At 75.5% G+C, this 19,030-nt stretch carries 18 protein-coding genes and 1 tRNA gene; 9 read left to right on the top strand and 10 right to left on the bottom strand.

From position 1 onward, the window contains the following. The first annotated feature begins 94 nt into the window (after nucleotides 1-94). Genes ACWIX6_RS00540 through ACWIX6_RS00530 form a run of 3 tightly spaced genes read left to right on the top strand, consistent with a single transcriptional unit; the run spans nucleotide 95 to nucleotide 1,686 of the window. Nucleotides 95-817 carry a class E sortase gene (locus ACWIX6_RS00540; RefSeq protein ID WP_448614895.1) on the top strand — a complete coding sequence of 241 codons (723 nt, stop codon included), beginning with the start codon at nucleotides 95-97 and terminating at the stop codon, nucleotides 815-817. Nucleotides 818-859: 42 nt separating this feature from the next. After that, nucleotides 860-1,030, top strand: coding sequence for a hypothetical protein (locus tag ACWIX6_RS00535; protein WP_448614894.1), 171 nt, complete (start codon nucleotides 860-862; stop codon nucleotides 1,028-1,030). Beyond that, complete coding sequence (locus tag ACWIX6_RS00530; protein WP_448614893.1) at nucleotides 1,027-1,686, top strand: aminodeoxychorismate/anthranilate synthase component II; 660 nt, start codon at nucleotides 1,027-1,029, stop codon at nucleotides 1,684-1,686. Before ACWIX6_RS00535 ends, ACWIX6_RS00530 begins: the two co-directional genes overlap by 4 nt. Before the next feature lie 43 nt (nucleotides 1,687-1,729). Here the strand turns inward: ACWIX6_RS00530 and pknB are convergent, their stop codons facing one another. From pknB to ACWIX6_RS00495, 7 genes are all read right to left on the bottom strand, one after another. Further along, a complete protein-coding gene (gene pknB / locus ACWIX6_RS00525; RefSeq protein WP_448614892.1) occupies nucleotides 1,730-3,493 on the bottom strand; it encodes a Stk1 family PASTA domain-containing Ser/Thr kinase in 1,764 nt (587 codons plus the stop codon). 181 nt (nucleotides 3,494-3,674) lie between these two features. Then, nucleotides 3,675-5,357, bottom strand: a complete 1,683-nt coding sequence (locus tag ACWIX6_RS00520; RefSeq protein WP_448614891.1) for a serine/threonine-protein kinase — start codon at nucleotides 5,355-5,357, stop codon at nucleotides 3,675-3,677. After that, nucleotides 5,357-6,796: a peptidoglycan D,D-transpeptidase FtsI family protein gene (locus tag ACWIX6_RS00515; protein ID WP_448614890.1), complete on the bottom strand. Its 1,440-nt coding sequence runs from the start codon at nucleotides 6,794-6,796 to the stop codon at nucleotides 5,357-5,359. The genes ACWIX6_RS00520 and ACWIX6_RS00515 overlap by 1 nt, the downstream gene beginning before the upstream one ends. Then, complete coding sequence (locus ACWIX6_RS00510) at nucleotides 6,793-8,202, bottom strand: FtsW/RodA/SpoVE family cell cycle protein (RefSeq protein WP_448614889.1); 1,410 nt, start codon at nucleotides 8,200-8,202, stop codon at nucleotides 6,793-6,795. The genes ACWIX6_RS00515 and ACWIX6_RS00510 overlap by 4 nt, the downstream gene beginning before the upstream one ends. A gap of 37 nt (nucleotides 8,203-8,239) precedes the next feature. After that, complete coding sequence (locus ACWIX6_RS00505; RefSeq protein WP_448614888.1) at nucleotides 8,240-9,637, bottom strand: protein phosphatase 2C domain-containing protein; 1,398 nt, start codon at nucleotides 9,635-9,637, stop codon at nucleotides 8,240-8,242. Continuing rightward, nucleotides 9,634-10,095, bottom strand: a complete 462-nt coding sequence (locus ACWIX6_RS00500; RefSeq protein WP_448614887.1) for an FHA domain-containing protein FhaB/FipA — start codon at nucleotides 10,093-10,095, stop codon at nucleotides 9,634-9,636. The genes ACWIX6_RS00505 and ACWIX6_RS00500 overlap by 4 nt, the downstream gene beginning before the upstream one ends. 13 nt (nucleotides 10,096-10,108) lie before the next feature. Beyond that, nucleotides 10,109-10,921, bottom strand: a complete 813-nt coding sequence (locus ACWIX6_RS00495) for an FhaA domain-containing protein (protein WP_448614886.1) — start codon at nucleotides 10,919-10,921, stop codon at nucleotides 10,109-10,111. A 234-nt stretch (nucleotides 10,922-11,155) separates the two neighbouring features. Here ACWIX6_RS00495 and ACWIX6_RS00490 point away from each other — a divergent pair. Both ACWIX6_RS00490 and ACWIX6_RS00485 read left to right on the top strand, forming a co-directional pair. Continuing rightward, nucleotides 11,156-11,238 (top strand) — tRNA-Leu (locus ACWIX6_RS00490). A 315-nt stretch (nucleotides 11,239-11,553) separates the two neighbouring features. Then, a complete protein-coding gene (locus ACWIX6_RS00485; protein WP_448614885.1) occupies nucleotides 11,554-11,859 on the top strand; it encodes a putative quinol monooxygenase in 306 nt (101 codons plus the stop codon). A gap of 16 nt (nucleotides 11,860-11,875) precedes the next feature. On the opposite strand, the gene ACWIX6_RS00480 is transcribed toward ACWIX6_RS00485, so the two are convergent. Then, entirely contained in the window at nucleotides 11,876-12,403 is a 528-nt protein-coding gene (locus ACWIX6_RS00480; RefSeq protein ID WP_448614884.1) for a DUF1707 SHOCT-like domain-containing protein, read from the bottom strand. A gap of 105 nt (nucleotides 12,404-12,508) precedes the next feature. Then, the gene (locus ACWIX6_RS00475; protein ID WP_448614883.1) at nucleotides 12,509-12,985 is read right to left on the bottom strand and encodes a pyridoxamine 5'-phosphate oxidase family protein; all 477 of its coding nucleotides are present in this window, start codon (nucleotides 12,983-12,985) and stop codon (nucleotides 12,509-12,511) included. A 67-nt stretch (nucleotides 12,986-13,052) separates the two neighbouring features. On the opposite strand from ACWIX6_RS00475, the gene ACWIX6_RS00470 reads away from it, so the two are divergent. The 3 genes from ACWIX6_RS00470 to ACWIX6_RS00460 are packed head-to-tail and all read left to right on the top strand — an operon-like array spanning nucleotide 13,053 to nucleotide 15,870. After that, a complete protein-coding gene (locus ACWIX6_RS00470; RefSeq protein ID WP_448614882.1) occupies nucleotides 13,053-14,918 on the top strand; it encodes an aldose epimerase family protein in 1,866 nt (621 codons plus the stop codon). After that, a complete protein-coding gene (locus tag ACWIX6_RS00465; RefSeq protein WP_448614881.1) occupies nucleotides 14,915-15,637 on the top strand; it encodes an MOSC domain-containing protein in 723 nt (240 codons plus the stop codon). Before ACWIX6_RS00470 ends, ACWIX6_RS00465 begins: the two co-directional genes overlap by 4 nt. Before the next feature lie 17 nt (nucleotides 15,638-15,654). Next, the gene (locus ACWIX6_RS00460) at nucleotides 15,655-15,870 is read left to right on the top strand and encodes an RNA-binding S4 domain-containing protein (RefSeq protein WP_448614880.1); all 216 of its coding nucleotides are present in this window, start codon (nucleotides 15,655-15,657) and stop codon (nucleotides 15,868-15,870) included. A 205-nt stretch (nucleotides 15,871-16,075) separates the two neighbouring features. On the opposite strand, the gene ACWIX6_RS00455 is transcribed toward ACWIX6_RS00460, so the two are convergent. Next, entirely contained in the window at nucleotides 16,076-17,053 is a 978-nt protein-coding gene (locus ACWIX6_RS00455; RefSeq protein ID WP_448614879.1) for an endonuclease/exonuclease/phosphatase family protein, read from the bottom strand. Nucleotides 17,054-17,219: 166 nt separating this feature from the next. On the opposite strand from ACWIX6_RS00455, the gene ACWIX6_RS00450 reads away from it, so the two are divergent. Beyond that, nucleotides 17,220-19,001, top strand: coding sequence for a CYTH and CHAD domain-containing protein (locus tag ACWIX6_RS00450; RefSeq protein WP_448614878.1), 1,782 nt, complete (start codon nucleotides 17,220-17,222; stop codon nucleotides 18,999-19,001). The last annotated feature ends 29 nt before the right edge of the window (nucleotides 19,002-19,030 follow it).

The following is a 19,030-nucleotide window of genomic DNA, read 5'->3' as shown; positions in this document are numbered from 1 at the left end:
CTCGGAGGGCCTCGTGGGCAGCGCAGTGGGGACGGAGTGGCCCGCGTCCGCCGGGCCCGTGCGGTACGGGCGGCCCCGGGGTCCCGCCGAGCGGGTGCGCACCCTCGTCCGCGGCATCGGGCAGACCCTGGTCACCGCCGGTCTGGTGGTGCTGCTGTTCGTCGTCTACGAGCTCTGGGTCACCGACCTGCTCACCAACCAGCGCCAGGGCGAGCTCAGCGACGAGCTGCAGGCCGCCTGGGACGACCCGGCGGGAGGCGGCGGCACGTTCGACGGCGGGCCGATCGAGGTCGCCGTCGGCGAGCCGTTCGCCGTCGTGCACGTCCCGCGGCTGGGGGAGGACTGGTCCCGGGTGGTCGTCGAGGGCACCGGCACCGCCGAGCTCGAGGAGGGCCCCGGCCACTACGCCGACACCGCCATGCCCGGGGAGGACGGCAACTTCGCCGTCGCCGGGCACCGGGTCGGCCGGGGCTCGCCCTTCCTCGACCTGGACCAGATGCGCCCGGGCGACCCCATCGTCGTGGAGACCGCCGACGGCTGGTTCACCTACCGGGTGCTGGGGGACCCGGCGACCGGCGACTTCGCCGACCCGACCGGCATCCCCGGCCAGCACGTGGTGACACCGGCGGACGTCGACGTCATCGCCGCGACCCCCGGTGGCCCGCCGGGGGTCGCGGCGAGCGGCAAGTACCTGACCCTGACCACCTGCCACCCGAAGTACTCGGCCCGGCAGCGGCTGATCGTCCACGCCGCGCTGGACGACGCGCAGAGCCGGGCCGACGCCCCCGACGGCCCGGCCGCCCTGCGCGAGGGCTGAGCCGGGACACTGGGCCCACCGGACCGACGAGGAGACCCGCACGTGTACACCTGGATCTGGCGGCGCCTGCCCGGCGGCAACGCCGCCAAGGCGCTCCAGTCGCTGCTGCTGGCGGCGGTGGTGGCCGCCCTGCTGCTGTTCGTCGTCTTCCCGTGGGTGGAGCCGATGCTGCCGTTCACGGCCGTGACCGTGGACCCCGGGAGCGGACGGTGAGCGCTGACGTGCGGCCGGTGCTGGTCGTCGACAACTTCGACAGCTTCGTCTACAACCTCGTGCAGTACCTGGGACAGCTCGGCGTGCCCAGCGTCGTCCGGCGCAACGACGCGGTGACCACCGCCGAGCTCGCCGACCTCGACGTGGCCGGGGTGCTGCTGTCCCCGGGGCCGGGCACCCCCACCGACGCCGGGGTGACCGTGCCGATGGTCCGGGCGGCCGCGGAGGCCGGGATGCCGGTGCTGGGCGTGTGCCTGGGCCACCAGGCCATCGCCGAGGCGTTCGGGGGCGTGGTGGTGCGGGCCCCGGAGCTGCTGCACGGCAAGACCAGCGAGGTCGTCCACGACGGGGTGGGGGTGCTGGCGGGGCTGCCGTCGCCGTTCACCGCCACGCGCTACCACTCGCTGGCGGTGGAGTCCGGCAGCGTGCCCGACGAGCTGGAGGTCACCGGGCGCACGCCGTCGGGCATCGTCATGGCCTTGCGGCACCGTGAGCTGCCCATCGAGGGCGTGCAGTTCCACCCGGAGTCGGTGCTCACCGAGGGCGGCCACCAGCTGCTGGCGACGTGGCTCGGCTCCTGCGGGCTGACGCCGGACCCGGAGCTGGTGGAGTCCGCCGCCGCCACCACCCGCCGGCTGACCACGGCCACGCTCTAGCGCGGCCACCCTCCTGCCAGCCACCCGTAGTGCGGTCCTTCCCCTAGGGAGTGGGCGTCGGGACCGCCGTGCTGGGCGGCGGCGCGCTGCTCGTCGCGGGCGCGGTGGTGGTGGGGGCCGCGGGCGGCGTGGTGGTCTCCACCGGCTCCGGCACGGCCACCAGGACGGTGATCTCGTCGCCGGCCGCCAACGAGGTGTTCGCGCCGGGCTCGGTCCCGAAGACGGTGCCCTCGGGGACGTCGCCCCGCTCGCCGGTCGCCACGTCCACGTTGGTGAACCCGGCGTCCGCGAGCCGGTCGAGGGCCTCCTGCTGGGTCAGCCCGGTGACGTCGGGGAGCGGCGCGGTGCCCTGGGAGACTCGCAGGGTGATCGCGGCGTCGGGGGCGACGGCGGAGCCCTCGTCGGGGTCGACGGCGATCACCTGGCCCTCGGGCGCGAGGTCCGGCACGTTGTCGATGGTCACGTTGGTGAAGCCGGCGCCGGTCAGGTTGGTCCGGGCGCGGGACACCTCGAGGCCGACGACGCCGGGCACGGTGACGGTGTCCGGGCCGGACCCGACCACCAGGGACACCGTGGTGTCCGGGTCGACCTCCCTGCCCTGCTCCGGGTCGGAGCTGAGCACCCGGCCCTCGTCCTCGGCGCTGCTGGCGGCCGGGGTGGCGGTGCCCACCCGCAGGCCGGCCTCGGTGAGCCGCGCCCGTGCGTCGTCCTCCAGCTCGCCGACCACGGTGGGCACGGTGACCTGGGCGACCGGGGGTGGTGCCTCCTCGCCGCTGTTGAGGCTGACGACCAGCGCGATGATGCCGGCCAGGACGAGCAGGCCGGCGACTGCCGCGGCGATGACGTTGCGGCGCTGGCGGCGCCGGGCGTCCTCGTCGTCGTCCTCCCAGTCGTCGTAGCCGGCCGCGCCCCCGGCGATGATCGTGGTCTTCTCCGCGTCGCTCATCACCGGCGTCGCCTCGACCCGCTGCCCGGCCACGGCGCGCAGCAGGTCCGCGCGCATGTCCGCGGCCGACTGGTAGCGGTTGGCCGGGTTCTTGCTCATCGCCTTGAGCAGGATCGCGTCCAGCTCCGGGGGGACCTGCGGGTTGATCGAGGACGGCGTGCGCGGGTCCTCGCGGACGTGCTGGTAGGCCACGGCGACCGGTGAGTCGCCGGTGAACGGCGGGGTCCCGGTGGCCAGCTCGTAGAGCAGGCAGCCGGCGGAGTAGACGTCGGAGCGGGCGTCCACACCCTCGCCGCGGGCCTGCTCGGGGGAGAGGTACTGCGCGGTGCCGATGACCGCGGCGGTGGAGGTCATCGTCGCCGCGGAGTCCGAGACCGCGCGGGCGATGCCGAAGTCCATCACCTTGACCGTGCCCTGCGGCGTGATCATCACGTTCCCGGGCTTCACGTCCCGGTGCACGATGCCGTTGCGGTGGCTGAAGTCCAGGGCGGCGCAGATGTCCGCGGCGAGCGACATGGCCCGCTCCGGGGACAGCCGGCCCTCCCGCCGCAGCACGTCGCGCAGGGTCTCGCCCTCGACGTACTCCATCACGATGTAGGGCGTGGCCCCGGTGGTGGTGCGGTCCTCACCGGTGTCGTACACGGCCACGATGGCCGGGTGGTTCAGCGACGCGGCGGCCTGCGCCTCGCGCCGGAACCGGACCTGGGAGGACGGGTCGCGGGCCAGGTCCTGGCGCAGCACCTTGACCGCCACCTCGCGGCCCAGCCGGAGGTCGCGGCCGCGGTGCACCTCCGCCATGCCGCCGCGGCCGAGCACCCCGCCGATCTCGTAGCGCTCACCGAGCACTGAGGGGGTGGTCATCGGAGGTCCTCTCGGGCGGTGCGGTGCGGCGCCGTCGGCAGTGCGCCCGGGCCACCGGTGGACGTCGCGGGTGCGGCGGTCCCGGCGGGCCCGACGATCGGCCCGGCGGGCAGCGTAACCGCCGGGAGGGCGCCCTCCCGGGCAACGCGGGCAGCGACGCGGGGGTCGCGTGACGGGTGGGTCACGGCGTGCTCACCGGGGGCTGGGCCACGGGAGTGGTCTCCTCGGTCGGGGTCGCCGTGGCCGTGTCCGGCGGCTGCGTCGTGGTCGACGGAGCCGTGGTGGTGGGCTGGGTCGTGGTCGCCGGAGCCGTGGAGGTGGGCGCCGCCGTGGTGGTGGGCGCGGCCGTGGTGGTGCGGGGCGCCGTCGTCGCCGGCTCCTCCTCCTCCGGCTCGTCCTCGGGCAGCGTCCAGCCGTCCTCGGCGACGTACAGGACGACGGTGGCGCCCGGCTGGACCTCCGTGTTCGCCGGGTCGGTGCCGGCGACGGTGTCCTCGCCGAGCTCGCGGCCCAGCGCGGTGAGCAGCTCCTCGTCGGCCGGTTCCCGGTCCACGACCAGCCCCTGGCCCTCCAGCAGCGTCTCCACGTCGTCGGCGGGCTCGCCGATGTACTGGTCGGTGGCCACCAACACCCCGGCGGGCGCGCTGGTGGCGGCCGGCGTGGGGGTGGTCGTCACGCTGGTCGTGGGGTCGGCGGTGGTGGTGCCGTCGTCCTCACCGCCGCCGGTGAGGGCCATCGCGACGCCCCCGACGGCCAGCAGCAGCACCAGCCCGGCGACCAGCCACAGCCACGCCGGTCGCTTGCGCCGGGGCTCGTCGTCCAGGCCGAGGTCGTCGTAGACGTCGTCGTCGTCGTCCGGCGCCGCCAGCGGCGGCATGGTGCGGGGCGCGGTGCGCGGGCCGGACGTGGCCGGGCCGGCGGCGTGCCGGCCGCCGGTCTGCGGGCCGAGGGCGGGCAGCACCGTGGTCGTGTCGCCGGGCTCGCCGACGACCTGGGTGGCGGCGGTGGCCGGGGCCCAGCCGCCCGCGGCGACCGCCCGCACCGCGGCGGCGATCTCGGCGCCGTCGGCGAAGCGCTCGGCCGGGTCCTTGGCCAGCGCCCGCTGCACCAGGTCCCGCACCGGCGGCGGGATGTCCGGCGGCAGCGGCGGCGGCGGCCGGTTGATCTGGGCCAGCGCGATCGCGACCTGGGAGTCGCCGTCGAAGGGCCGGGAGCCGGCCAGGCACTCGTAGGCCAGCACGCCGAGGGAGTAGACGTCCGAGGCGGCGGTGACCGGGAGTCCCTGCGCCTGCTCGGGGGAGAGGTACTGGGCGGTGCCGACCACCATGCCGGTGCGGGTCAGCGGGGCCGCGTCGCGGGCCCGGGCGATGCCGAAGTCGGTCAGCTTCACCACGCCGTCCGGGCGGACGATGAGGTTCCCGGGCTTGATGTCGCGGTGCACCATCCCCGCCGCGTGGGCCGCGGAGAGCCCGTCGCCGGCCTGGCGCAGCACGTCGAGCGTCTGCTGGACCGGCAGCCGGCCCTGCTCGGCGAGCACGGTCACCAGCGGGTTGCCCTCGACGTACTCCATGACCAGGTAGGCCACCCGCTGCCCGGGGTGCGGGCCGTCGGTGGTCACCGTCTCGCCGTAGTCGTAGACCGAGGCGATGTTGGGGTGCGACAGCGCGGCGGTGTGCCGCGCCTCGTTGCGGAACCGGATCAGGAAGCTGGGGTCGCTGGTGTACTCGCTGCGCAGCACCTTCGCCGCGACGATCCGGCCCAGCGTTCGGTCCCGGGCCTGCCACACCTCGCCCATGCCGCCGCTGGCGATCGGGGCGACGATCTCGTAGCGGTCGGCGAGGACGCTGCCGACGTGCAGGGCCATCAGCCTGCTCCCTGGACGGCGAGGTGGGCCTCGATGACCTGGCGGGCGATGGGGGCGGAGACGTCCCCGCCGGTGCCCCCGCCGTTGGCCACGAAGACGGCGACGGCGATGGAGGGGTCGTCGGCCGGGGCGAAGCCGATGAACCAGTTGTGGTCGGCCCCGGCGTTCTCCGCCGTCCCGGTCTTGCCGGCCACCTGCACGCCGTCGATCCGGGCCCGCCGCCCGCTGCCCTCCTCCACGACGCTGGTCATCATCTCGGTGAGCTGGTCGGCGACCTCGGCGGAGACCGGCTCGGACATCTCCTCGGGCTCGGTCTGGTCGATGACGCTGAGGTCCGGCGCCTGCACCGAGTCCACCAGGTAGGGCCGCATGAGGGTGCCGTCGTTGGCCACGGCCGCGGCGATCATCGCGGCCTGCATCGGGGTCATCGCCACGTCGAACTGGCCGATCGAGCTCTGCCCGAGCTGGGCCTCGTTCTCGATGTCGCCCATGGAGCTGCCGGCCACGTCCAGCGGCATCTCGAAGCCCTCGCCGTCCATGCCGAAGGCCTCGGCCATCTCCCGGACTCGGTCCTGGCCGAGGTCGATGCCCAGCTGGGCGAACGCGGTGTTGCAGGAGATCGTGAGCGCGTCGATCAGCGCCTGGTCGGCGCCGCCGTTGCAGCTGCTGTTGTCGAAGTTCCGCAGGTCGGTGCTGGTGTCGGGCAGGGTGAGCACGTCCGGGGCCGGCACCGTGGTCTCGGGGGTGTAGTCCCCGCCGGCCAGCGCGGCGGCGGAGACGACGACCTTGAAGATCGAGCCAGGCGGGTACCGGTCGCTGAGGGCGTGGTTGCGCAGCTCGGCCTCGCCCAGCTGGGCGCGGTACTCGCGGATGGCCGCGGGGTCGTGGCTGGACAGCTGCCCCGGGTCGAAGGTCGGCGTGCTCGCCAGGGCCAGCACCGCGCCGGTCCGCGGGTCGAGGGCGACGACGGCGCCGGTGACCCCCTCCAGACCCTGCATGGCCGCCTCCTGGACGGCCGGCTGCAGGGTCAGCTCGACGTTGCCGCCGGCCGGGTCCCGGCCGGTGAACAGGTCGCCGAGCCGGAAGAGCGTCAGCCGCGGGTCCGAGCCGGACAGGATGGCGTTCTCCGCCTCCTCCAGGCCGGTGTTGCCGTAGACCAGCGCGGACTGGTAGCCGGTCACCGGGGCGTACAGCTGCCCCTGGGGGTACTGCCGGAGGTAGCGCAGCCGGCCCTCGGTCGGGACGGAGAGCGCGATCTCGTTGCCGTCGACCACGATCGAGCCGCGTTCCCGGTCGAACTCGGCGGCCAGCACCCGGGTGTTGCGCGAGTTCTCCCGCAGGTCGCCGGCGCGGAAGACCTGGATGACGTTGACGTTGACGATCAGCAGGGTGAACAGCACCAGGACGCTGATCGCCACCCGGCGCAGCGGTGCGTTCACGGCCGGACCACCTCGGTGGGCGCGTCCACCAGGGGCGCCGGCGGCGTGGGCGGGGGCTGCGCGGGCCGGCGGGCGGCGTCGCTGATCCGCACCAGCAGCGCGACCAGCCCGAAGTTGGCCACGAGCGAGGACCCGCCGTAGGCCAGGAACGGGGTGGTCAGCCCGGTCAGCGGCAGCAGGCCGGTGACGCCGCCCAGGACGACGAACACCTGCCAGGCGACGGCGAAGGCCAGCCCGGCGGCGAGCAGCTTGCCGAACCCGTCGCGGACGACCAGCGAGGTCCGCAGCCCGCGCTCGACCAGCACCAGGTAGATCACGATCACCCCGACCAGGCCGAAGAGCCCCAGCTCCTCACCGATCGCCGAGGCGATGAAGTCGCTCTTGGCGACCGGCACCTGGTCCGGCCGGCCGCCGCCCAGGCCGGCGCCGAACAGCCCGCCGGTGCCCAGGCCGAACAGCGACTGGACGACCTGGAACCCGCCGGTGTCGTAGTAGGCGAAGGGGTCCAGCCAGGTGTCCACCCGGACCCGGACGTGGCTGAACAGCTGGTAGGCCAGGAAGGCGCCGCCGGCGAAGAGCAGCAGGCCGATGACCAGCCAGCTGGACCGCTCGGTGGCGACGTAGAGCATCACCACGAAGATGCCGAACAGCAGCAGCGAGCTGCCCAGGTCCCGCTCGAAGACCAGCACCAGGATCGACACGACCCAGGCCAGCAGCACCGGGCCCAGGTCGCGACCGCGGGGCAGCTCCAGGCCGAGCACCCGCCGGCTGGCCAGGGCCAGCACGTCGCGCTTGTCCACGAGGTAGCCGGCGAAGAAGACGATCAGGCAGATCTTGGCGAACTCGCCGGGCTGGATGGAGAAGCCGGCGACCCGGATCCACAGCTTGGCGCCGTTGATCTCCGAGTTCGGCAGCACTGCGGGGACGGCCAGCAGCACCAGGCCCAGCAGCGCCAGGGTGTAGGCGAACCGGGACAGCATCCGGTGGTCGCGGACGACCAGCAGCGTCGCGACGAACAGGGCCAGCCCGATCGTGGCCCAGAGCAGCTGGACGGGGGCGTCCTCGCCGGTGGCCTCGCCGCCGATCTGGGTGGCGGCGATGTCCAGCCGGTGGATCATCGTCAGCCCCAGCCCGACCAGCACCGCCACGCAGGGCAGCAGCAGCGGGTCGGCGTAGGGCGCGAAGCGGCGGACGACGAGATGCGCGACCACCCACAGCGCGGTGTACCAGATGCCGAAGGTGGCCAGCTCGGTGCTCAGCGAGCCGGTGACGGTCAGGTCGACGATGCTCTGCGCGACCAGCGTCAGCACCACCGCGAACCCCAGCAGGGCCAGCTCGGTGTTGCGCCGGGTCGGCGGTGTGGTGCCGACGGCGCTCGCCCGGGGGTCGGTGCCGGGTCCGCTCATGCCGCGCTCCCCGTCGGTGAGCCGGCGGGTCGACGCACTAGTCGTCCTCCCGGCAGTCCACCCCCGGCTCGCCCGTCCGGGAGGGGGTGGCGGAGGTCGACGGCGAGGCGCTGGGGAACGAGGGGGTGCTCTCCGGGCTGTTCGCCGCGGGGGTGGGCAGGGTCGGGGACGCCGAGGGGGTGGTGTCCTGGCCCGAGCCGGTCCGCGCCGCCGTGCCGGAGGTCCGGCAGACCGGGAGCTGCTGGTCGCGGAGGTTGGACAGGATCCGCTCCGCGTCGGCCCGGTCGCCGGCGGTGATGCCGGCGCGGACCCGGCTGCGCGCGGCCTGGGTGAGGTCGTCGGAGGCGAGGTCCGTGGCCGAGTCCAGCCGGTAGAGGTCCAGGCCGACGACCGAGGTGTCCAGTCCCTGGAAGACCGCCACCGCCTGACCGTCCGCGGTGTCGTGCACGCCGACGAACCAGTGCCGCATGACGAACACGTAGCCGCCGATCGCCACGGCGCCCAACACCAGCAAGGTGGCCAGGGCGATCAGGCCGGTGCGCAGCGGGCGGCGGCGCCGGGGCGGTGCGGTGCTGCCCGAGTGCGCGCTGGCGGGCGGCACCGGCGGCGGGTCGGCCAGGGCGGCTCGGCCGGCGGCCGAGCGGGGGTCGACCTCCCGCTGGCCGCGGTTGTCGCCGGCGGCGCCGTCGACGACCGGGTCGATGAGCGAGGTGCGCCCGTCGTCCTCGACGACGTCGGCGACGATGCAGGTGATGTTGTCCGGGCCACCGCTGCGCAGGGCCAGTTCGATCAGCCGGTCGGCGCAGGCCTGCGGGTCGGGGACCTGCATGGCCTGGGTCATCGTCTCGTGGCTGACCACGCCGGACAGGCCGTCGGAGCACAGCAGGTAGCGGTCGCCGGCCCGGGCGTCGCGCATCGACAGGTCCGGCTCGACGTCCTGGCCGTTGAGGGCCCGCAGCAGCAGGGACCGCTGGGGGTGGCTGTTGGCCTCCTCCTCGGTGATCCGGCCGTCGTCGATCAGGGTCTGCACGAACGTGTCGTCGTGGGTGATCTGGCTGAGCACGCCGTCGCGGAGCAGGTAGGCGCGGGAGTCGCCGACATGGCACAGGCCCAGGCGTCCGCCGGCGAAGAGGACGGCGGTGAGCGTCGTCCCCATGCCCTCCAGCTGGGGTGACTCCCGGATCACCTCGCGGAGGTGCTCGCTGCCGTCGAAGACGGCCTGGCGCAGCGCCTGCAGCAGGTCACCGGAGGGGGCGTCGTCGTCCAGGTGCTCCAGCGCCGCGATCACGACCTTGCTGGCGACGTCGCCCGCGGCGTGCCCGCCCATCCCGTCGGCGACGGCGAGCAGCCGGGGCCCGGCGTACACCGAGTCCTGGTTGGTGCCGCGGATGAGCCCGCGGTCCGAGCGCGCCGCGTAGCGCAGGACGAGGCTCATGAGCGCAGCTCCAGCACGGTCTGGCCGATCCGGATCGGCTGGCCCGGCGCCACCAGCAGCGGGCCCTGCACGCGCTGCTGGTCGAGGTAGGTGCCATTGGTGGAACCGAGGTCCTCGACGTACCACTGGCCGCCGCGGTTGGTGAGCCGCGCGTGCCGGGAGCTGGCGAAGTCGTCGGTGAGGACCAGGGTGGAGTCGTCGGCGCGGCCGATGAGGATGGGCTGCTCCCCGAGGGTGATGCGGGTGCCCGACAGCGGGCCGGCGGTGACGACCAGGTGGCGGGGACCGCGGCCGCCGCGCTTCCGGGCCGTGGCGGCGCGCGGGGGCACCGAGGTGACCCGGCCGGCGCGGCCGCCGAAGAGGTCGGCCCGCACCACCCGGAACGCGGCGAAGATGAACAGCCAGAGCAGGATCAGGAAACCGAACCGGAAGGCCTGCAGCACGATCTCCGCGGTCATGGGGCGGACCCCCTCACGAGCCGTCCTGCCGGTAGACCAGCACGGAGTGGCCGATCCGGATGACGTCCCCGTCGGCGAGCTCCTGCCGGCCCACCCGCCGTCCGTTGACGAGGGTGCCGTTGGTCGAGCCGAGGTCCTCCACGACCGCCGTGCCGCCCTCGAGCTGGACGTCGGCGTGCTTGCGGCTGACCCCGGTGTCCGGCAGCCGGATGTCGGCGTCGGTCCCGCGGCCGAGCACGTTGCTGCCCGGTTCGAGGACGTGCCGCGTGCCCGGCCCGTCGACGACCAGCACGTGGCTGAGGCCCGGACGCCGTCCGGGGCGGCCCACCACCGGGGTGCCCTTCCCGGTGTCGGTGGCGTGGTCGGTGCGGATGCCCGACAGCGGCGGCAGCGGGGGCAGGCCGGGCGGCGCCGGGGGCGGGGGCGCCGAGGTCGAGGCGCGCGGCGGGTGGGTGCCGTCGCCGACGTGGGAGGCGACCTCGAAGACGCCGGTGTGCAGGTCGTCGTCCCGCTCGAGGCGGACCTCGATGTCACCGAAGGTCTGGTAGCCCTCGGACGCGACGTGCTCGGCGACCATGTCGGCCAGCTCGGTGGCGAGCTGCTCGGACCAGTCGGCGAGGTTCTCGTAGTCGACCTTGCCCAGGGTGACCACGTAGACGTTGGGGGCGAGCACCCGGCCGCCGCCCATCACCGAGCGCTGCTCGGTCGCCTCGCGCTGGAGGGCGTGGGCGATCTCGGCTGGGTGGACCTTGCCCTTGAAGACGCGGGCGAAGGCGAGCCCGACCATGCCCTCGAGTCGTCGCTCGAAGCGCTGCAGAACACCCACAGTCGCTCCCTTGCGCTCGGCTGGCCTCCCCGTGCCCTGAGCGCGATCGTAGCGGGGCCGGAGTCACCGGACCGGTCGGTGAGCGCAGGACACCCCGGACGATCTCCCCACAGGGAGAGCGACGGGTCCTGTCTACCAGGGCACGCGCCGCGGCGGGCGGTGCCGCGCTGGGGGCGGCACGCCGGGGGGCCGCCCAGGGGCGCCCGAGCGGGCTGCTACTGTCCTTCCTCGCCAGGGCAAGTGGCGGAATGGCAGACGCGCACGGTTCAGGTCCGTGTGTCCGAGAGGACGTGGGGGTTCAACTCCCCCCTTGCCCACCCACGCGAGCGACCCGCACCGGGACGACAGAGCGCCGGAGCCCCGCAGGGGCCCGGCGCTCTCCTCGTGTGGTCCTCCGGCACGGGGTCCGGCCGGTCCCTACGGGGCCGTCGCGGCCGGTGCGCTCCTGGCTCGCCCGTGCCTCTCCGTCCCCGGGCGCCTGCCGGTGACCGCCCTCGGTCGGACGACCCCAGCGGGACCGTTGTCACGGCGCGTGCCCCATGGGAGCGTGTGACCGCGTCGCGGGGGAGGGCTTTCCCAGGGCCGGCACCCGACGCCGGGTCGCACCCCTTCGCCGTCTCGCACCGGAGCTCGTGACGATCCTCGAGTACATCCGCTACCGCGTCCCGCCGGAGCAAGGCGAGGACTTCGCCGCCGCCTACGCGACCGCCTCGGCGGTCCTGGACGCCGACGAGCACTGCCTCGGGTACGAGGTCGCCCGTGGTGTCGAGGAACCGGAGAACTGGGTCGTCCGCATCACCTGGGACTCCCTCGAGGGCCACGAGCAGGGGTTCCGCTCCGCACCGCACTTCCGGGACTTCTTCGCCGCCGTCCGCCCGTTCTTCGGCGCGATCCAGGAGATGAAGCACTACCGGCTCGAGCAGACGAGCGGGAGCTGACGGGTCTCCTGCGGCCTCAGCGGGCGGGGTGCTGCCCGGAGAGCTGCGGGCGCTCGTCGTGGTCGCGGCGGCCGGTCACCGACTGGGCGAGCAGCATCGCGCCCCACGGCCCGATGACCCAGATCGGCCAGGGGTAGAGCCACTCGCCGGTGCCCAGCATGGTGGCCACCCAGATCGTGAGGACGATCGCCGCGGTGCTCGCCCAGCTGGCCCAGGCCGCCCGGGTGCCACCGGCCCACGGGCCGCAGGCCGGGACGCCGTGCCGGGCCACCTGCTGCCAGGCCGGTGCCCGCGTCGTGCCCCGTCCCTGCGTCGTCCCCGGGTCCGGCGAGACACCGGTCGCGCCGCTCGGCCGAGCGGGCGGGGTGGCCGGCAGGTCGGTGGTGAGCTCGGCGAGCTCGCCGAACGTCCGGGCCGCGTAGGCCCGGGCCAGTCGCTCGTCGTACTCGGCGACCGAGAGCCGGCCGGCGGACATGTGCGCGCCCAGCACGTCGGCGACCGCGGCCCGGTCGGCATCGGAAGCGCGCAGGTGGGGCTCGGGCATCTCTCTGTGCTCCTCAGCTCGGTTCGGGCTCCAGTCTGTCCGCCCGGGGGTGCTGCGGGCCACTGACGTCTGTCACCAGTTCCCCGTCCCAGGACGCACCTCGGCTCACGTGCGCTCGGCCCGCACCAGGCCGCGGCCGGGACGCCAGGAGCTGATCACCAGGTGGGTGCGGTCGTCGGACACCGCCGTCAGCACCACCTGGTCCAGTTCCACGTGGAACAGCTCGTAGGACCCGTCGTCCGGCACCCCGGCCGCGGCGGCGAACCGGGCCCGGGTGGGCCCGTCGAGCACCTCGGCGGCCCGGCCGGAGACCTTGGCGTCGGCGGTGAACGCGTCCGGCTCGTCGCTGCCGCTGTGCAGCGCCATCCGGGGGTCCCGGCGCAGGTCGGCGAACTTCACCGACCGGGGCATGCCGGCCAGCCAGAGGTCACCGTCGGCGAACGACGCCTCGATGCCGCTGACCCGCGGCGCCCCGTCGGCGCGCAGGGTCGCGAGGACCTTGTGACGGTGTGCGTCGAAGGCGGCCCGCACCCGGGCGGCGAACTCCGGCTCGGCGCGCTCGACGTCGGCGAAGGAGGCCATAGGACCAGCGTGCACCCGGGCACCGACAGGACGGGGGATCGTCGTCCCGGTGTGGTGAGCTGACCGCATGCCGCTCGATCCGCAGTTCCGGCCGTTCCTGGACCAGCTCGTCGAGGGCGGGTTCCTCCCGATCTCGGCGGGCGACCCGGTCGAGGCCCGCGACCGGTACCGCCGGCTCTCGCAGGCGCGGCGCGGACCCGGCTTCGTCCCCGAGCCGGTGGACGACGTGGCCGACTGCACCATCGAAGGCCCCGGCGGCGACCTGCGGCTGCGCGTCTACCGGTCCGGCGACCGCGGCGCGGCCCACGTGGGCCCGGTAGTGGTGTGGCTGCACGGCGGCGGCTGGGTGCTGGGGGACCTGGACACGGCCGACCCGATCTGCCGCCGGCTGGCCAACGAGCTGTCCGCCGTCGTCGTCTCGGTGGACTACCGGCTGGCGCCCGAGGACCCGCACCCGGCCGCGCTCGACGACACGATGGCGGCGCTGCGCTGGGCCGCCGACCGCTGGCCCGACGCGCCGCTGGTGGTCGGCGGCGACAGCGCGGGCGGCGGCCTGGCCGCCGGTGCGGCGCTGCGCGCCCGTGACGAGGGCGGTCCGCGGCTGGCGGCCCAGGTGCTCGCCTACCCGGCGCTGGACCCCTCGCAGGGCATGCCGTCGGTGACCGAGAACGCCGACGGCCCGTTCCTCACCGCGGCGGACATGGCCTCTTTCTACGCCGCGTACGTGCCGGGGGAGGCGGCGGCGGACCCGCTGGTCGCCGTCCTGGGCGCGGACCTGCGCGGGCTGCCCCCGGCGGTGGTGGCGACCGCGGAGTCCGACCCGCTGCGCGACGAGGGGGACCGGTACGCCGAGCTGCTGGCTGCCGCCGGCGTCCCGACCACGCACCTGCCCGGGCCCGGCCTCGTGCACGGGTACCTGGCGCTGGGCACGGTCGCCGCCGCGGCCGCCGCCCGCCGGGACGACGTGTTGGGCGCGGTGGCGGACCTGCTGGCCGCCGCCGGGGACGAGCCGGACGCACGCTGGCCGCGGACCCGGCCGACGGGCGCCGAGGTGGAGCAGGGCGGCGCCCGGCTCGCCGTGGACCTGCGCGGCGGTGGACTGCGCCGGCTGGTGGTCGACGGCTGGGAGGTGCTCGACGGGTACGCCGCGGGGTCGGTGCCGGCCGGACGGCGCGGCGGCGTCCTGCTGCCCTGGCCGAACCGGCTGCGCGGCGGCGCGTGGCAGTGGCAGGGCCGCGACCTGCAGCTGGACGTCGTCAGCCCGGCGTCGCCCAACGCCGTCCACGGATTGGTGTCGGCGCAGCCGTGGCAGCTGCTCGACGGCCGCCCGGACGGCGTGACGGTCGGCGTCGTGCTCGAGCCGCGCTCGGGCTACCCGTTCCGGCTGGCCGCCGCGATCGACTACGACCTCACCCCCGACCGGCTGACCGTCACCGTCCGGGTGCGCAACGTCGGGGCCGGGGACGCCCCGTTCGGCGTCGGCATGCACCCGTATCTGCACGTGGGCGCCGAGGAGGACGGCGCGATCGCGGACGCCGAGCTGCGCGTGCCGGCGCGCACCGCGCTGGACCTGGACGGCGGACTGCCCACGGGCTCCCGGCGCGACTTCGACGGCGACGTGGGGCGGATCGGCGACCGTGCGCTCGACGACGCGGTCACCGACCTGGTCCGCGACGACGACGGCTGGGCGCGGGTGCGGCTGGGCGGGCCGGCCGGGCAGCTGGAGCTGGCCGTGGACGGGTCCTGGCCGTGGCTGCAGGTGTACTCCGGTGACACGCTGCCGTCCGGCCAGCGGCGGCGCAGCCTCGCCGTGGAGCCGATGACCTGCCCGCCGAACGCGCTCGCGGACGGGGCGGACCTGGTCGTGCTGCCGCCGGGGGAGAGCTGGTCGGGCAGCTGGCGGCTGGCCTGGACGCCGCGGGGTGCGGCATGACCGGCGGGCTGCGCGTGCGGGAGCTGTGGCGGTTCCCGGTGAAGTCGCTGCAGGGTGAGCGGCTGGACCGCGCCGAGGTCGGGCCGCAGGGGCTGGCCGGGGACCGCGGCTGGGCCCTGTTCGACCTCACGACCGGCTTCGGGCTGACCGCCCGCCGGGTCCCCGAGCTGCTGTTCGCGGCGGGACGGCTGGGGCCCGACGGGAGCGTCGAGGTGGTGCTGCCCGACGGCACGGCCACCGCTGACGACGCCGTCCTCTCCGACTGGGCCGGCCGCCGGGTCGCGCTGCGCTCGGCCGCGGAGGTGACCGGGACCCGCCGCTACGAGAACCCGTTCGACGTCGAGCGCGAGGGTGACTGGAACCCCTTCTCCGGCGCCGACGGCGCCTTCCACGACAACGCCGTCGCGCGCGTCACGCTGGTGTCCACCGGCACGCTCGGCAGCTGGGACCGCCGGCGGTTCCGGGCCAACGTCGTCCTGGACGGCGAGGGGGAGGACGACCTCGTCGGCCGGGCGGTGCGGCTGGGGACCGCGGAGCTCGACGTGGTCGCCCGGGTGCCGCGCTGCGTGATGGTGACCCGCCCGCAGGCCGGGGGGATCGGGCGGGACACCAGCGTGTTCACGACGGTGCACCGCCGGCGCGGCGGCGACCTGGCCGTCGGCGCGCTGGTCCCCCGGCCGGGGACGGTCTCGGTGGGCGACGAGCTCACGTCGCGCTGAGCAGGGAGGATCGCGGGGTGCGCACCATCGAGATCCGGTCCGGCGAGGACACCATCCGGCTCGGCCAGCTGCTGAAGCTGGTCGACGCGGTCCCCACCGGTGCGCAGGTCAAGGACGTGCTGGCCGGCGGTGACGTCCTGGTCAACGGGGAGCCCGAGGACCGGCGGGGACGGCAGCTCCGCCGCGGCGACGTCGTCTCGGTGGCCGGCATGGAGGACGTCCGGGTGGGGTGACCCGGCGGCCTGCGTCACCTCCGCCGACCTCAGCGTGAGCACGCGCCGGTGGCGGGAGAGTTAACAGGGATGTCACAGACTCCAGGTGCATGGAACGTGTCCACCGGGCAAGGCGCGGATGTCCCGGGCGGCGGTGGCGGTGCGGAACCCGCCGCCCGGGGAACTCCTCATGCGTGGATCGTCGTCCACGAGCCGATCGGGCGGGTCAGCCGGAGCGGGAGGGGAGCACCAGTTCGGCGACGACCGCCCGGTGGTCGCTCCGCGGGATGCGGTGCAGGGTCACCCCGGCCACGCCGACCCGCGGGTCGAGCAGCACGTGGTCCAGCGTCAGCCGGGGCTGCGGCGACCGCAGCGGCGTCCACGTGGTCCACAGGGCCCGGCCCACCGCCCAGGCGGCGTCGACGAAGCCGGTCCCGACCACCCGCCGGAACGCGGCGTGGTCGAACGTGGCGTTGAAGTCCCCGGCCAGCACGCGCAGCAGCGCGGGGTCGGGACCGGGCAGCGCGGCCAGGTCCGCCGTCCAGTCCCGCACCGACCTCGGCGACGTCGAGGGCGGAGCGGTGTGCACCGCGGTGATCTCGACGTCCGGCGCACCCGGCACCCCGATCCGGGCCGTCGGCTGCTCGAACCGCCCCGGCGTCGCGAGCCGCGCCAGCATCGGCCAGCGCGACCACAGCGCACCCCCGGCCGCCGGCGGCGAACCGTCCCGCGCCGCGATGACGTGCGAGTGCGGCAGCTCGTCGCCGATGCCCGCGGCCCGCAGCGCCAGCTCCGCCTCCGGCGTCACCTCCTGCAGCGCCAGCACGTCCACCCGGTGGTCGGCGACCAGCGACACCACGGCTGCCGGATCCGCCCGGCCGTACCGCAGGCTTACCGTCGCCACCCGGAGGTGCCGCGTGCCCGGCTCCCACTCCGTCCCCCGCCGGCCGGCCCGGCGCAGCACCGCCGCGGCGAGGACGACCGTGGCGGCCCCCGAGACCGCGGTCGCCGCCCGAGCCCCCGTGCGCGCCGCCACCGCGACCGGCACGACGCCCAGCGCCGCCGCGTACGGCGTGAAGGCGAGCGCCGGCACCAGCGGATAGCCGCGTTCGGTCCCGGTCGCCCGGAGCGCCGCCCAGGTCGCCCAGCCCACCGCCAGCGTCCCGGCGGCCCGGCGGCCGCGAACTGTCCGGCCCGTGGTCACCCGCGCCACGCTAACCGGGGCAGCTCCGCGCCGCCCGGACGGCCGCAGCACCCCGCTCCGGCAGCGACCGGTGCGGCGCCGGCGCGTGCGCACTGGTGAACTGTCACCCACGCGGCGTGGGACGGCTGCCCGCCCGTCCGGGACGCAGAGCAGAGGAGTGGTGTCCGTGGCACGCGAACACGTGGAGATCGAGCGCAAGTTCGACGTCGAGGAGACGTTCACGCTGCCCGACCTCTCCGGCGTACCCGGCGTCGCCTCGGTCGCCGACCCCGTCGAGCACAGCCTCGAGGCCGCCTACCACGACACCGCCGACCTGCGGCTGGCCCGCGCCAAGGTCACCCTCCGGCGTCGCACCGGCGGCACCGACGCCGGCTGGCACGTCAAGCTCCCCGCGTCCGCCGGCGCCCGGCGGGAACTGCACTCCCCCCTCGGCCGGGCCTCCAGGGCCGTCCCCAAGGCGGTGCTGGAGCCCCTGGTGGGGATCGTCCGCCGCGCCCCCGTCATCCCGGTCGCCACGCTGAGCACCCGCCGGCTGGTCACCGACCTGCGGGCCGAGGACGGGCGGGTCCTCGCCGAGATCGCCGACGACCACGTCACCGGCACCGCGCTGCCCGCCGTCCCCGGCGAGGCCGCCGTCGTCAGCACCTGGCGGGAGGTGGAAGTGGAACTGGTCGAGGGCGACGAGGACCTGCTCACCGCCCTCGGCGACGCGCTGACCGCTGCCGGAGCACGTCCCTCCGCGTCGGCCTCCAAGCTGGGCCGGGTCCTCGCCGACCGGCTCGACGCCGGCAGCACCGCGGCCGCCCCGGTCAGGGGACCGGCCGCCGACGGGGACGACGGGACCGGTCAGCCACCGGCGGAGACCCCCAGGACCCCCGCCGGGGAGGACGAGCCGGACGAGGACGCCACCGGCGGACCCCCGGACGCCGGGCCCGGGAGCGGGAGCGGGAAGAGCAAGAAGGGGAAGAGCGAGAAGCCGAAGAGGGAGAAGGGCAAGGGCGGGAAGAAGGGGAAGAAGGGGAAGAAGGGGAAGAAGGCCAGGCGGGAGGAGGACGAGGCCGTTCGGCAGCGGGCCGCCGGCGCGACCGCGGGCGAGGTCGCCCGGGCGGCGCTCGCCGACCTGGTCGCCGGTCTCCAGCAGGCGGACCTGATGGTCCGCACCGACACCCCCGACGGCGTGCACCAGGTCCGGGTCTCCTGCCGCCGGCTCCGCAGCGTCCTGGCCGCCTTCCGCCGGGTGCTCGACCGCGAACGGACCGATCCCGTCCGGGCCGAGCTGCAGTGGGCCGGGGCCCAGCTGTCCGGCAGCCGGGACGCCGAGGTGGCCGTCGGGCACCTGCGCGAGCTGGTCGCCGGCCAGCCGCCCGAGCTGGTGCTCGGCCCGGTGGCCGCCCGGCTGCAGCAGGAGCAGCTGCGCGACGGGCTCGCGGGCGGCGACGAGGCCCGCCGCACCCTCGGCGACCCCCGCTACCTCGACCTGCTCGACACGCTCGCCGACCTGGTCGCCGACCCGCCGTTCACCGAGCAGGCCGCCCGGCCCGCCGTCCCCGTCGTCCGGGCCGTGCTCGGCCGGACCGTCGACCGGATGCGCACCGCCGTCGAGACCGCTCAGACCTCCGAGGGACCGGAGGCGCTGCACGACGTGCGCAAGTCGGCCAAGCGGCTGCGCTACACCGCCGACGTCGCCGTCCCGGTCCTCGGCGCCCCGGTCCGCGACCTGGTCACCGCCCTCAAGGAGGTCCAGGAGGTCCTCGGGCAGCGGCAGGACACCTACGTCACCCGCCCGCTGTGCACCCGGCTCGGGCTCGAGGCCTTCGCGGCCGGGGAGAACGCCTGGAGCTACGGCCGGCTGCACGCCCTGGAGGAGGCGCGCGGCATCGAGGCCGAGCGCGAGTTCTGGGTGCGGTGGCCCGGCGTGCGCTCGGTGCTCGACGCCGCCACCCGGTGAGCGCTGCCCCCGAGGCGGTCGCGGGAGCT

The sequence above is a fragment of the Modestobacter sp. URMC 112 genome (genome assembly GCF_053502575.1).
This window is presented reverse-complemented; position numbering and strand designations above follow the sequence as displayed.

Excerpts from the sequence above, each read along its gene's own strand:
- pknB (WP_448614892.1), bottom strand. The coding sequence starts at position 3,493 with ATGACCACCCCCTCAGTGCTCGGTGAGCGCTACGAGATCGGCGGGGTG.
- ACWIX6_RS00520 (WP_448614891.1), bottom strand. The coding sequence starts at position 5,357 with ATGGCCCTGCACGTCGGCAGCGTCCTCGCCGACCGCTACGAGATCGTC.
- ACWIX6_RS00510 (WP_448614889.1), bottom strand. The coding sequence starts at position 8,202 with ATGAGCGGACCCGGCACCGACCCCCGGGCGAGCGCCGTCGGCACCACA.
- ACWIX6_RS00505 (WP_448614888.1), bottom strand. The coding sequence starts at position 9,637 with ATGAGCCTCGTCCTGCGCTACGCGGCGCGCTCGGACCGCGGGCTCATC.
- ACWIX6_RS00500 (WP_448614887.1), bottom strand. The coding sequence starts at position 10,095 with ATGACCGCGGAGATCGTGCTGCAGGCCTTCCGGTTCGGTTTCCTGATC.
- ACWIX6_RS00480 (WP_448614884.1), bottom strand. The coding sequence starts at position 12,403 with ATGCCCGAGCCCCACCTGCGCGCTTCCGATGCCGACCGGGCCGCGGTC.
- ACWIX6_RS00475 (WP_448614883.1), bottom strand. The coding sequence starts at position 12,985 with ATGGCCTCCTTCGCCGACGTCGAGCGCGCCGAGCCGGAGTTCGCCGCC.
- ACWIX6_RS00470 (WP_448614882.1), top strand. The coding sequence starts at position 13,053 with ATGCCGCTCGATCCGCAGTTCCGGCCGTTCCTGGACCAGCTCGTCGAG.
- ACWIX6_RS00465 (WP_448614881.1), top strand. The coding sequence starts at position 14,915 with ATGACCGGCGGGCTGCGCGTGCGGGAGCTGTGGCGGTTCCCGGTGAAG.